This is a genomic window from Comamonas suwonensis, assembly GCF_012844455.2.
Taxonomy (GTDB): domain Bacteria; phylum Pseudomonadota; class Gammaproteobacteria; order Burkholderiales; family Burkholderiaceae_C; genus Comamonas; species Comamonas suwonensis.
The window spans coordinates 12,403-24,325 of sequence record NZ_JABBCQ020000001.1; the positions used below are offsets into that span (position 1 = coordinate 12,403).

Consider the following 11,923-nt stretch of genomic DNA (forward strand, 5'->3'; position numbering starts at 1 on the left):
CATTGCCAAGCAAGGCGAGAGAGGGGAAGGCGCAAAGCGCCTCAGGGGGAGCCTTAAATGACCACGTTCACGAGACGACCGGGCACCACAATGATTTTCTTGGGTGTCTTGCCTTCGGCGAACTTCTGGTACTCCTCATGGGCCAGAGCAGCCGCTTCGATGGTGGCCTTGTCGGCACCGGCAGCCACCAGAATGGAGCCGCGCAGCTTGCCGTTGACCTGCAGCACCAGCGTAATCTCGTCCTGCACCAGTGCCTTGGGGTCCAACTGAGGCCATGCGGCATCCAGCAGATCACCCATATGGCTGGCGTAGCCCAGCTCGCTCCACAGCACATGCGCAACGTGAGGTGTTGCAGGGTACAGCACGCGCAGCAGAATGCCGAAGCCTTCGATCAGCGCGACCTTGGCACCTGCATCATCCAGCGCCTTGAAGTCTTCCAGGGCGTTGATCATCTTCATCGCGCCAGAGACCACGGTGTTGTACTGCATGCGCGAGTAGTCATACTCGACCTGCTTGAGCACGTTATGGATTTCCAGACGCAGGGCCTTGGCAGCCTTGCTGAACTCCACATCGTCCAGCGATTGGGCACCGGCAACGCCTGCCACGGCAGAAGCCATGTCCATGCCCGCCAGCTTGGTGCCGAAGTTGTAAACACGGCGCAGGAAACGGTAGCTGCCTTCCACGGCGGACTCGTTCCACTCCAGCGTCAGCTCAGGGGGCGAGGTGAACATGGTGTACAGGCGCGCTGTGTCGGCACCGTACTTTTCGATCAGGTCCTGAGGGTCCACGCCATTGTTCTTGGACTTGGACATGGTCGTCATCTCGTAATCGAGCTTGGAGCCATCGGCCTTGAGCGTGCAAGTCGCGACGTCCACATCCTTTTCCCAGTAGTACTCCTTGGCACCGCTGGGCAGTTTCTGCGAGTACGCACCGCGCAGCACCATTCCCTGTGTCAGCAGCTTGGTGAAGGGCTCGTCGATCTTGAGCAGGCCCAGATCGCGCATGACCTTGGTCCAGAAGCGTGCATACAGCAAGTGCAGGATGGCGTGCTCCACACCACCGATGTACTGGTCCATGCCGCTACCACCGGTCGCCAAATTTTGATCACGCATCCAGTAATCAGCGCCCGCGCCCACCATCTGCTCGCTGTTCTTGGCGTCGCAATAGCGCATGAAGTACCACGAGCTGTCCACGAAGGTGTCCATGGTGTCGGTTTCGCGACGGGCGGGTTTGCCGCAGCAAGGGCAGACCACACCGGCGTGGAACGCTTCGCTCTTGATCAGCGGGTTACCTGAGCCATCGGGCACCAAATCCTGTGGCAGTACCACCGGCAGATCCTTCTCGGGCACAGGCTGGGCACCGCAGTCTTCGCAGTGGATGATAGGGATAGGCGTGCCCCAGTAGCGCTGGCGGCTCACACCCCAGTCGCGCAGACGCCAGGTGGTCTTGAGCTCGCCCAGACCCTTGTCGCCCACAATCTTGGCCACAGCTTGCACGGCATCTTTGTGGTTCAGGCCGTTCAGCTCGCCAGAGTTGATCAATACGCCGCGCTCCTTGTCCCCATACCAGTCGCTCCACTGCTTGTCGTCGTAAGCAGCCTGGCCTTCAACCGCCACCACTTGCTTGATGGGCAGGTTGTATTTGTTGGCAAACAGGAAGTCGCGCTCGTCATGGGCAGGTACGCCCATCACGGCGCCGTCGCCATAGCTCATCAACACGTAGTTGCCAATCCACACCTCGACTTGCGCGCCGGTGATGGGGTGGGTGACGAACAGACCGGTGGGCTTGCCTTCTTTTTCGCGAACGGCCAGTTCAGCCTCAGTGGTACCGCCCTTTTTGCATTCTTCAATGAAGGCAGCCAGCTCGGGCTTGTCTGCAGCGGCGTACGTGGCCAGCGGATGCTCTGGTGCCACGGCGCAAAAGGTCACGCCCATGACGGTGTCGGCACGGGTGGTGAAGACGTACATCTTGCCGTCTTGGATCAGGTTGCCGTCGGCGCCCTTGATGTCGTGGGTGAATGCAAAACGCACACCCGCCGACTTGCCGATCCAGTTTTCCTGCATCAGGCGCACCTTGTCGGGCCAGCCGGTCAGTGTGGCCTTCTCGTTGCCCATCTGCACATGGTCCAGCAGCTCTTGCGCGTACTGCGTGATGGCCAGGTAGTAACCGGGAATCTCGCGCTTTTCCACCAGCGCGCCAGTGCGCCAGCCGCGGCCGTCGATCACTTGCTCGTTGGCCAGCACGGTCTGGTCCACCGGGTCCCAGTTCACGACCTGGGTCTTGCGGTAGGCAATGCCCTTGTCCAGCATCTTGAGGAACAACCACTGGTTCCATTTGTAGTACTCGGGGTCGCAGGTAGCGATTTCACGCGACCAGTCGATGGCCAAGCCCATGGCCTGCATCTGCTTTTTCATGTACGCGATGTTCTCGTACGTCCACTGAGCAGGCGGCACCTTGTTCTTCAGGGCTGCGTTTTCAGCAGGCAGACCAAACGCATCCCAGCCCATGGGCATGAGGACGTTGAAACCCTTCATGCGCAGCTGACGCGTGAGCATGTCGTTGATGGTGTAGTTGCGCACATGGCCCATGTGCAGCTTGCCGCTGGGGTAAGGCAGCATGGAGCAGGCGTAGTACTTGGGCTTGCTGCTGTCTTCGGTAACGCGGTAGGCGTCCTTGGCTTGCCAATGATCTTGCGCGGCGCGCTCGACGTCGATGTGGTTGAATTTTTCTTGCATGGTGCAGTGCAGTGGCCGCCAGCCCCCTTGGGTCACGGCAAGGTAGTAATCTGAAATCAGCAGGGATTTTAGGCTGCCCGCTCGCTTGCGCCAGTTTCGGTCCGCATGACCGCAAAGTGCGCTGCGCCTTCCAGCCCTCGGCTTCCCGCGCGCAACGCTAGGAAATACCGCTGTGCGTAAGCTTTGGGCTGAACTTTGGCACCTGCCAGCAGTCTCACCCTTTCTACCCCGCCATCGCCGGCCCTCTGCCAGAGACTGTCAGACCGTATCGGCTTGCGCCCCTTCCCCCCAATGAAATTGCTTACTGAGGAGCTGTTGTTGCTTTCCCTATGGTCTTTTGCTTCTGAGTGGAACCCTTCCATGCAAACGCTGGCGGCCCTGTTCGCGCTGGCCTTTGCCGCACTGCTGACCGGCTGGCTGGCCCGCTTGCTGGTGCTCAAGGTGTTTAGGCACATGCGCGATACGCTCAAGACCGGCTGGTCGCAAGTTCTCATGCACGACAAAGTGCTGCGCCGCATTGCCAAGGCCGTGCCATCACTGATCGTGCAGTTTGGCGTGATGGGCGTGCCGTATCTGGAACCGCGCTGGAGCACGCTGATCACCAATGTGGCGATTGCCTTCACGGTCTACCACCTGGCACGCGCGCTGTGCGACCTGCTCAACGCCATGAACGAGGCGCACGAACGCGACGAAGAGCGCAAGGCCGCCGCACAGACCCACTCCATCAAAAGCTATGTGCAACTGGGCAAGCTGCTGATCTGCAGCTTTGCGGTCGTACTCATCGTGGCCACGCTGCTCAACCGTTCGCCCCTGCTGCTGCTGTCGGGGCTGGGCGCCATGTCGGCCGTGCTGATGCTGGTGTTCAAGGACACCATCCTGTCCTTTGTCGCAGGCGTGCAGCTGGGCAGCAACGACATGCTGCGCGTGGGCGACTGGATCGAGATGCCACAGGTCGGGGCCGACGGCTTTGTGATCGACATCGCACTCAACACCGTCAAGGTGCAGAACTTTGACAAAACCATCACCACCATCCCCACCTGGCGTCTGATGAGCGACAGCTTCAAGAACTGGCGCGGCATGTTCGAGGCCGGAGGGCGCCGCATTCAGCGCTCGCTATCCATCGATGCCCACAGCATTCACATGCTATCCAAAGATGAGCGGCATGCGCTTTCTGACATTGCGCTGCTGCGCGATTACTGGAATGAAAAAACCGGCTTGCGGGCCGTGGACGATGTACAGCCCGGCAGCATTACGGCCCAGAGTGGCCACCTCATCGCCCCCAATCAGGTCAGCAATCTGGCCGCATTCAAAGCCTATGCCTATGCCTATCTGCTGGCCCACCCCCGCATTCACCAGGGGCCGGGCATGTTTTTGCTGGCACGCACGCTGGAGCCGTCGCCACAGGGTGTGCCGCTGCAGCTGTACTGCTACACCAACACCACCATCTGGGTGGAGTACGAAGCGATTCAGGGCGAAATCTTCGACCACCTGATCGCCATGCTGCCGCACTTTGGGCTCAAGCTGTATCAGCGCTCTTCCGACTACGGCATGCACTACCCCGTCCCCGGGCCTGTCACAACCACACCGACAGCAATGTAGTAGCCCATTAACACCCGCTGCGCCCCTTGCCTGCCCACAATGGTTTGACCACCTACAAAGGAGACAGACCATGGCAGGCAAGAAGATTTTGATGATTTGCGGCGACTACTGCGAGGATTACGAGACCATGGTGCCGTTTCAGGCACTGCTGGCCGTCGGCCACACCGTGCACGCCGTCTGCCCCGACAAAAAGGCCGGCGACCAGATCAAGACCGCCATTCACGACTTTGAAGGCGCTCAGACCTATAGCGAAAAGCCTGGCCACAACTTCACGCTCAACGCCACGTTTGCCGACGTGAAAGTGGCCGACTACGACGCGCTGGTCATCCCCGGCGGTCGTGGCCCCGAGTATCTGCGTGGCTATGAAAGCGTGCGCGCCGCTGTGCGCCACTTTTTTGACACCAACAAGCCTGTGGCCGCCGTCTGCCACGGCGCGCAGCTGCTGGCCGGCGCTGGCGTGCTCAAGGGCCGCACCTGCTCCGCCTACCCTGCCTGTCGCGCCGAAGTGGAACTGGCTGGCGGCACCTATGCCGACATCCCTGTCGATCAGGCCCATACCGAAGGCAATCTGGTCAGCGCGCCCGCCTGGCCTGCGCACCCCGCGTGGATTGCACAGTTCCTAGCGCTGCTGGGCACCAAGATTTCGCATTGAAACAAGCGCCTGAAGCTATCAATTCAAGAGTCTGCCTCTTGACTCCCTGCCAACCGGGCCACACCATGGCCCGGTTTTGTTTTGGAGAGCAGCGCCATGTGCCAGGTCTTTATCAGCGCCGACCCACAACTCTGGAGCCACCGGGCCCGCTCCATCCGTCTGCATGGGGTGGCAACCAGCATCCGGCTGGAAAACCTGTTCTGGCAGGTGCTGGAAGAAATCGCTGCCCGTGATGGCTTCAGCGTGCCGCAGCTCTGCACCAAGCTCTATGACGAGCTGATTGCCGAGCGCGGTGCAGTGGACAACTTCAGCTCTTTTTTGCGCGTGTGCTGCACCCGCTACCTCGCGCTGCAACTGTCGGGCGATATTCCGCAGGACATGGGCATACCGATTCGCTCCCTGAGCAGCCCACCCGCGCGCGAAGTCTCATCGCTTGCGCACTGACGCTTTCAGCGCAAATACACGGCCTCAAAGCGCAGCAGCACCTGACCATCGGCATCGGTCAGCGCCAGCTTCTGGCCCTGGACCGCAAAGCTGCTGACCTGCGCCAGCGTACTGAGAAACGCCTGCTCTCTGAGCCGCCCCTGCACACAGGCCATACGAGTCGTCGTCACCGCAGACAGGCGCAGCCAGCGCCCGTCAAGGCTATAGCTGCCCCGCAGCCGGTTGCAGCCACCCGCGCCGTGAAAGCGGCCGGTGCCGATCTCCAGCACGATATGCGGTTCGGGCTGGTTGTCATAGGCGCTGACATGCGAGCCATCCCCCATCTGCACCAGCTTCCAGTAGGTATTGAGCAGCGGCGCGGGCTCTGCGGCCATGGCTTCGGCCTCGCTCGTGCCTGTGGCCTGATTCCCCTCGGCCGCGCAGCCTGCCAGCGCCCACAGCATGCACAGTGCGCCCAGCGCCGGGCGAAAAAAGCCTCTGAAATGAGATGTGGCAGACATGGCAGAAAGAAATAAATGGATAAAAGTGCTGCTAGCCAATACAACATAAGCGCTAGCAGCTCATTTTTCAGGAGTATTACATCCCCGGCGCGCCGGGCATCCCCACATAGTAATGACCGGCGGTCATGCCGCCGTCCACCACGATTTCTGCGCCCACCATATAAGAGGACTCGTCGCTGGCCAGAAACAGCGTGGCAGCCGCGACTTCTGATGACTCACCCACGCGCTGCAGTGCAATATTGGTAAAGCCTTGATTGACCTGCTCACGCGAGCGCTGGCCGGGGTTGCCCATGGCGGTATCGACACCGCCCGGGTGCACGGAATTCACGCGCACGCCACGATGACCCAGCTCCATGGCCGCCACCTTGGTCAGCCCCCGCACGCCCCATTTGCTCGATGCATAGGCCGCCAGCCCGTTCGCGCCCTTCATGCCGTCGACAGAAGACAGGTTGATGATGGAGCCGCGCCCGCGCTCGACCATGCCCGGAGCCACGGCCTTGATGCCCAGAAACTCGCCCACCAGATTGACCTTGAGAATGCGTTCATAGTCTGCCAGCGAGGTATCAAGCAAGGTCTTGAACAGCAATACGCCTGCGTTATTGACCAGCACATCGACCGCACCCAGGTCTTTTTCCACATTGCGCATCAGAGCGGCCCAGGATTCTTCGCTGGTCACGTCATGGGGATAAAAACGAGCCGCGTTACCCAGCTCGGCCGCCAGTGCCCGGCCTTCGACCTCCAGCATGTCGGCAATCGCCACTTTGGCGCCCTGCTCTACAAACAACCTGCAAGTGGCCGCGCCCATGCCGCGTGCGCCGCCGGTAATGATGGCGGTCTTGCCTGCCAGTCGGTTCATTGCGTTGTCTCCCTGTCGTTATGAAAAAAGCCTCGTACCAGGCTTTTTGATTATTGGTGGCATCCCCCGCTGGCCCGCGGCCCATTTACTCCGGGATGTACCTAGGCTAAACAAGGGTAGCGCAATGTGGAGGGCAGCTATGGGCGCGACTTCTGGGGCTTTTGCGGCTCTTGGGCTTGCTCTGCAGCCTGCCGCACTTGCTCCTGCGCACTCTCCACTGCCTCTACGTCCGCCTCGGTCGACTCCTCAGCGGCGCGCTCGCTGGGGCTGGTGGCATCAGGCCCGGATTTCCTGCTCCAGATGGGGCCACCGGGCAAAGGCTTTATGACTTTGCCCTCGGCATCGGCCAGCCCCACCAGCAGAGCGCGCCCGTCGGGCAGCACGCGAAAGTCGCCGTATTTGCCGCTTTCAAAATGCGTGCCCTGCCCTTCGGGAAAGAAGTAGGCATCGGTCACCAGCACCCACTGCCCTTTGAGCCGCTTGAGCGGCAAGATCACCTCACCCTCACCAGCCCGCTTGCGGTCGCTCACCAGCGCCTGCACCGTGGCAATGCCTTGCCCATCGACGGCGGCACGCACATAGGCTGTAGGGGCAGTGATATTTTTCAGCCCTTCGCTGACGGCGGGCGGCAGATCAAAGCGCAGCGCCATATAGTCGCCCTGCATCAGCGACCGCGGGTCTACGGGGATCAGCGGCACCAGAATGCGCTGGCCGTGGGCAATGACTTGCTCTTTGCCGCGCACATCCCAGTTGACTGCGCCAAACACCAGCACCGCGCCCGCCAGCATCCAGGCCAGCTGTGCCTTGTGGCTGCGCGTCTGTGGCTGCGCGGCTTGCGGCAAAGCCTCTGCGGCAGTGCGCTGACGTAGCACCCACAGGCCCGCCAGCAGTACCGCACCCATTACGGCCACGCCAACGCCTTTGATGGCCAGCGGCCAGTGCAACTCGTAATAGAACTGACTCAGCACCACTAGGCCCAGCAGCGCGCACAACAAAGCAATGCGCCAGCGCCCAGCCAGCAGGGCGGCAACGGCAATCAGGGCAATGGCTCCCAGATCTGCACGAAACCATGCGCACACGGCCAGCAAAGCGCCCACCAGCATCAGCAATGCAGCCATGCGGGCCTGCAGCAGGCCCCGGCCGCGCCAGGTGCGGACCAGCAGCGCCGTAGCCAACAGCACCTCTGCCGCAGACAGCCAGCGCGCCGCAACAACAACCCAGTTCCAGCCTTTTTCCCAGCCTTCGCTCCAGCGAATCTGCCCCTGCACATCCAGCCAGTCATTGCCGTAGCTGCCCTTCGCGACAAGCAGCAGCACCCCGACGATTGCGGCATCGGCAAACACCGCCCAGCGCTCCTGCGCCCACCCTTGCCGGGGCCGGGCCAGCCGGGCGGGTTCGGCCCGCAGCCATAGCCACCACAGAGCGACCAGCAGCAGACTATCGAACTTCAGCGGCAACAGCCACGGCAACCAGCTTTGCAGCACCATGAAGAAAACCCAGGCGGCTACCGCCCAGGCCACACCCATGATGGTCTGAATCCAGCGCGCCGGGGACAGCCAGGCACCCAGCAGTTTCAGCGCCGCCAACAACACACAAGCCGTCAACAGGTGGGGGCGGGAATCCAGGTAATCGACTCCCAGATTGATCAGCACCAACGCCTCGCCTAGCAGCCATAGCACCAGTCCTGCGCACCCCGTAAAAGCCTGCGGCCCGCTGCGCAGCAAAGCACCGCCACCGACCAATGCCAGCAGGCCCAGCACCATGCCGCCATTACCTAAAAATATCTCTTCGCCCAAGCCCAAAAATGCAAAAGCGAGCAGTGGAACCATGCAGACCAGTACGCCCAGCATGGCCATGGCAATGACCAGCACCGAGGGCTCATGGGCATCAGCGGGCGCTGCATCACCCTGTACCAGTCCTTGCTGCTGCGCGGCAGGCCACCAATGGGGCTGTGATGAGAAGTACGTCATACCTGCTCCTTGCGCATGCGCTGCTGCACGCTCACCAGCCAGCGCACCGAGCCGCCCAGACAGGCCAGCCCCACCAGCGAAAAAATCAGCAGCCCCCCAATATCCGCACTCACCAGCACCCGGGCCGCCGCCGACAGCAGCAGCACATTGACGGCCAGCGTGGCCAGGCAGAGCGAAACATAGTCCTGAAAACGCCCGTGCAGCGACAGCACCAGACCGGCGGCCACCAGTGCCAGCGTGCAGACCACTACAGCCCCTGTACCACGCTCCTCAAAATCAAAAATCTGTGCCACAAACATGCTGCTCCACACCGCCAGCGCACAGGTCAGCGCCGCGCGGTGCGACCACCAACCCATGCCGCCCTGAACCCGCAACCCAGGCAGCAGCGACACCAGGGTGGGCACACAAAGCAGCGCCAGCCACAGCCCGATGTTCAGCCAGCTGCCAAGCTGCGAGCCATTGCCGAGGAACAACACATTTTCCCAATCCAGCCGCCCCGTCCACATGACAATGCCCAGCGCCACAATCAGCACCCATAGCAGCCACAACCAGTCGCTGCGCAACATCCCCACCCAGATCAGCGACAGCGCGGCCCACACGGCAAACAGCTGCCAGGCATCGGCCCCGGTCTGATAGGTCTGCCCCACAAAAGCCAGCAAGCCGCCCAGCACCAGCGTGGCACAGAACAGCGCTGCCACCCGCATACGCGGCCACAGACAGGCTGCCAGCACAGATGCCGCCAGCGCCGCTTCAATCAGGCTCAATTTGAACAGGCGGGACTGCTCCTGCCAGTTGGCTGCAATCCAGAAAATCAGACCACAGCCCAATAGCAAGGCCGCTACCAGCAGCAGGCCGGTGCGCACACGCGACGCCATGGTTTGCGGGTTGCGGGGAGACACCGCCAGTTGATAGAGCTGCGCCACGCGCTCTTGGTCTGGCACCAGTGGCTGGGAGGCCTGATACAGATGAGGGTCCATCACATGCTTTCTGTTCAAGAAAGCCCATCATGCATGGCAAGCGCGGACTCTGACAAATCAGCTCTGTGTCGTTTCCTCTTGCACAAAGCTGCAAGCTGCCGTGTTGGTGCAGCGCCAGACGCCCTGCCCGGCCAGGGGTCCACGCTGCATCACCAGCTTGCGCAGCGGCCATGTGCACTGCGGGCATTCGCGCACCTCCTGCCTGTGCTTGACCGTGGCAGGAGTCCAGGCAGAGACTGTAACGGGGCCCTCAGGCTGCACATCTACCGGCAACTCAACCATCGCCGCAGCAACCACCGGCTCCAGCAAGATATCGACCACATCGGGCGGCGGTGGCTTGACGGGCTCTGCCACAGGCTCAGGCTTGGGCCGCGCAGGCGTCTTGGTCTGCATCTTTGACTTGGGTGGCGGCTTGGCGGCCTGCAACTCCTTCACATGCGCCACATGCTGCTGATCCGTAGCACGGCCGGGTTGCAGCCGCACAGCTTCGAGCTTGTCCAGCAGGTCCTGCATTTGCTCAGGGCTCCACACTGTCTGCGTAAAGCTCTGGATATGGCTGACAAAGCCATCGCCACGCGTGACTTGCGGCGGCATCTCGGTCTTGAACTCGCAGTCGCCCACAAAGGCAATCACCGAGTGCACATATTCAGGCGCAACGCCCAGCAACTCCTGAATCGCCTTGGTGTGCTTGTAGTTCTGGCGCAGCGGGTTCTGAAAGCGGCTGCGCTTTTTAAAGATTTGTTGCGTCCACTGCGACTGGCGCTCCGTGCCAAAGATCCAGCCTCGAAAGTTCTTGGTCTCCAGCACAAACAGGCCGTAGGGCGAAAAAATCAGGTGATCAATCTGCGTGCTGCCAGCGGCTGTGGGCAAGGTGACGTTGTGCAGATCCACATAGACCAATGGATTGAGCTGAGCACGTATCAACCTTTGTAATCGTTGCTCTCCCACCCAGCCCTTGAAACCAGGTCGGCGCAGTACCAAGCCCAGCACAACAAAAACCAGCGCCAGCCCCAGATACAAAAACAGCCCCTGAGAGGCCACGGAAAGAATCTGATTCATTGACCCACCATGTCAAAACTGGCGCGCACAAAACAAGGGACATCAAGCAAGGGCAGCCCCGCAGCGAGGATGTGTCCCCCTCCGCGAAGCAGAGAGGGGGAAGGCTCAAAGCGCCACAGGGGGGCCTTAATTCAACGCCATGCTCAAACGGCGGCGGTAGCTGTTGACCATGGCGGTCGCCTCATCCTGCTCGGCGCTGCTTTTGCCCAGCAGCTCGATGCCGCCAGCGGCCTGGCCGGGTACGGCGTCTTGCTTTTTGGGCTTGGGCGGGGTGAGCAGTTCCAGCACTGCGACGATGAGCTTGCGCGCGGCCTGATCGTTCCAGCCCTTGTCGCGCATGATGATTTCCAGCAGCTCATCCATGGCCATGGTCCACTGGTTGTGGGCCAGCAGGGCGCGGGCGCGGCCAAAGCGTGCGTCAAAGTCGCGCTTGTTGGCGGCGATCAATGGGTCGTATTTGGCCACATCGGCGTTGTCGCCTTCGGTGGCAAATTCCAGCGCCTTGAGCCACTGGTTCAGCGCTTCAAAGCGCAGCGGCTGAGGAATGCGCTTGATGGGCTCGGCCAGCAGGGCGCGGGCTTCTTCAAAGCCGCCGGTGGCGATTAGCAGGCGCACATAGTCAAAGCGGGCGTCGTCGTTGCCGGGATCGGACGCCAGAGCATCGGCCATTTTTTGCAACGCGGCCTGAGTATCGCCAGCTGCCAGCAGGGCTTGCGCTTCATCAACTTCAGGTTCAGCGTCCATCTCCGCGCCAGCAGGCAGATGCTTGTCGAGGAATTCGCGCAGCTTGCCTTCGGTCTGAGCGCCTGTGAAGCCGTCCACGGGCTTGCCTTCAATCATCAGCACGCAGGTGGGAATGGAGCGAATGCCAAACATACTGGCCAGTTGCTGCTCCTGGTCAGAGTCGATCTTGGCCAGCTTGAAGCGGCCTTCGTAGGCGATTTCGAGCTTTTCCAGAATCGGGCCCAGCGTCTTGCAGGGGCCGCACCAGGGTGCCCAGAAGTCCACCAGCACCGGCACGGCCATGGAGGCGGCGATGACTTCGGCTTCAAAATTCTCGATGGTGATGTCAATCATGTGATTCCCAATGCTGCTTGTGCGCTGCCACCGGGCAGCGGCGCTGATGTGTCG

The 11,923-nt window shown here is 61.4% G+C and carries 10 protein-coding genes; 3 read left to right on the forward strand and 7 right to left on the reverse strand.

What is annotated here, in order from left to right; genetic code table 11:
• Nucleotides 1-53 precede the first annotated feature (53 nt).
• On the reverse strand, nucleotides 54-2,735 hold the full coding sequence (gene leuS, locus HF327_RS00055) for a leucine--tRNA ligase (RefSeq protein WP_169106302.1): 2,682 nt from the start codon (nucleotides 2,733-2,735) through the stop codon (nucleotides 54-56).
• Between the two features lie 360 nt (nucleotides 2,736-3,095).
• Here leuS and HF327_RS00060 point away from each other — a divergent pair, with 360 nt between their 5' ends.
• The 3 genes from HF327_RS00060 (at nucleotide 3,096) to HF327_RS00070 (ending at nucleotide 5,430) form a co-directional block, all read left to right on the forward strand.
• Nucleotides 3,096-4,334 carry a mechanosensitive ion channel family protein gene (locus HF327_RS00060; protein WP_169106303.1) on the forward strand — a complete coding sequence of 413 codons (1,239 nt, stop codon included), beginning with the start codon at nucleotides 3,096-3,098 and terminating at the stop codon, nucleotides 4,332-4,334.
• Nucleotides 4,335-4,404: 70 nt separating this feature from the next.
• On the forward strand, nucleotides 4,405-4,986 hold the full coding sequence (locus HF327_RS00065) for a DJ-1/PfpI family protein (RefSeq protein ID WP_099739157.1): 582 nt from the start codon (nucleotides 4,405-4,407) through the stop codon (nucleotides 4,984-4,986).
• A 96-nt stretch (nucleotides 4,987-5,082) separates the two neighbouring features.
• The gene (locus tag HF327_RS00070) at nucleotides 5,083-5,430 is read left to right on the forward strand and encodes a ribbon-helix-helix domain-containing protein (RefSeq protein WP_169106304.1); all 348 of its coding nucleotides are present in this window, start codon (nucleotides 5,083-5,085) and stop codon (nucleotides 5,428-5,430) included.
• Between the two features lie 5 nt (nucleotides 5,431-5,435).
• Here HF327_RS00070 and HF327_RS00075 read toward each other — a convergent pair whose 3' ends face one another.
• The 6 genes from HF327_RS00075 to trxA form a co-directional block, all read right to left on the reverse strand.
• Nucleotides 5,436-5,930, reverse strand: a complete 495-nt coding sequence (locus HF327_RS00075; protein ID WP_169106305.1) for an META domain-containing protein — start codon at nucleotides 5,928-5,930, stop codon at nucleotides 5,436-5,438.
• Nucleotides 5,931-6,006: 76 nt separating this feature from the next.
• A complete protein-coding gene (locus tag HF327_RS00080) occupies nucleotides 6,007-6,786 on the reverse strand; it encodes an SDR family NAD(P)-dependent oxidoreductase (protein ID WP_169106306.1) in 780 nt (259 codons plus the stop codon).
• Between the two features lie 137 nt (nucleotides 6,787-6,923).
• Nucleotides 6,924-8,756, reverse strand: coding sequence for a GDYXXLXY domain-containing protein (locus HF327_RS00085; RefSeq protein ID WP_169106307.1), 1,833 nt, complete (start codon nucleotides 8,754-8,756; stop codon nucleotides 6,924-6,926).
• Nucleotides 8,753-9,733 carry a DUF2157 domain-containing protein gene (locus tag HF327_RS00090; RefSeq protein ID WP_169106308.1) on the reverse strand — a complete coding sequence of 327 codons (981 nt, stop codon included), beginning with the start codon at nucleotides 9,731-9,733 and terminating at the stop codon, nucleotides 8,753-8,755. The genes HF327_RS00085 and HF327_RS00090 overlap by 4 nt, the downstream gene beginning before the upstream one ends.
• A 57-nt stretch (nucleotides 9,734-9,790) precedes the next feature.
• Nucleotides 9,791-10,792, reverse strand: coding sequence for a nuclease-related domain-containing protein (locus HF327_RS00095; RefSeq protein ID WP_169106309.1), 1,002 nt, complete (start codon nucleotides 10,790-10,792; stop codon nucleotides 9,791-9,793).
• A 126-nt stretch (nucleotides 10,793-10,918) separates the two neighbouring features.
• Nucleotides 10,919-11,869 carry a thioredoxin gene (trxA, locus tag HF327_RS00100; RefSeq protein WP_169106310.1) on the reverse strand — a complete coding sequence of 317 codons (951 nt, stop codon included), beginning with the start codon at nucleotides 11,867-11,869 and terminating at the stop codon, nucleotides 10,919-10,921.
• Nucleotides 11,870-11,923 lie beyond the last annotated feature (54 nt).

Coding starts and splice junctions, on each gene's coding strand:
- HF327_RS00075 (WP_169106305.1), bottom strand. CDS start 5,930: ATGTCTGCCACATCTCATTTCAGAGGCTTTTTTCGCCCGGCGCTGGGC.
- HF327_RS00080 (WP_169106306.1), bottom strand. CDS start 6,786: ATGAACCGACTGGCAGGCAAGACCGCCATCATTACCGGCGGCGCACGC.
- HF327_RS00090 (WP_169106308.1), bottom strand. CDS start 9,733: ATGGACCCTCATCTGTATCAGGCCTCCCAGCCACTGGTGCCAGACCAA.
- leuS (WP_169106302.1), bottom strand. CDS start 2,735: ATGCAAGAAAAATTCAACCACATCGACGTCGAGCGCGCCGCGCAAGAT.
- HF327_RS00085 (WP_169106307.1), bottom strand. CDS start 8,756: ATGACGTACTTCTCATCACAGCCCCATTGGTGGCCTGCCGCGCAGCAG.
- HF327_RS00070 (WP_169106304.1), top strand. CDS start 5,083: ATGTGCCAGGTCTTTATCAGCGCCGACCCACAACTCTGGAGCCACCGG.
- trxA (WP_169106310.1), bottom strand. CDS start 11,869: ATGATTGACATCACCATCGAGAATTTTGAAGCCGAAGTCATCGCCGCC.
- HF327_RS00095 (WP_169106309.1), bottom strand. CDS start 10,792: ATGAATCAGATTCTTTCCGTGGCCTCTCAGGGGCTGTTTTTGTATCTG.
- HF327_RS00060 (WP_169106303.1), top strand. CDS start 3,096: ATGCAAACGCTGGCGGCCCTGTTCGCGCTGGCCTTTGCCGCACTGCTG.
- HF327_RS00065 (WP_099739157.1), top strand. CDS start 4,405: ATGGCAGGCAAGAAGATTTTGATGATTTGCGGCGACTACTGCGAGGAT.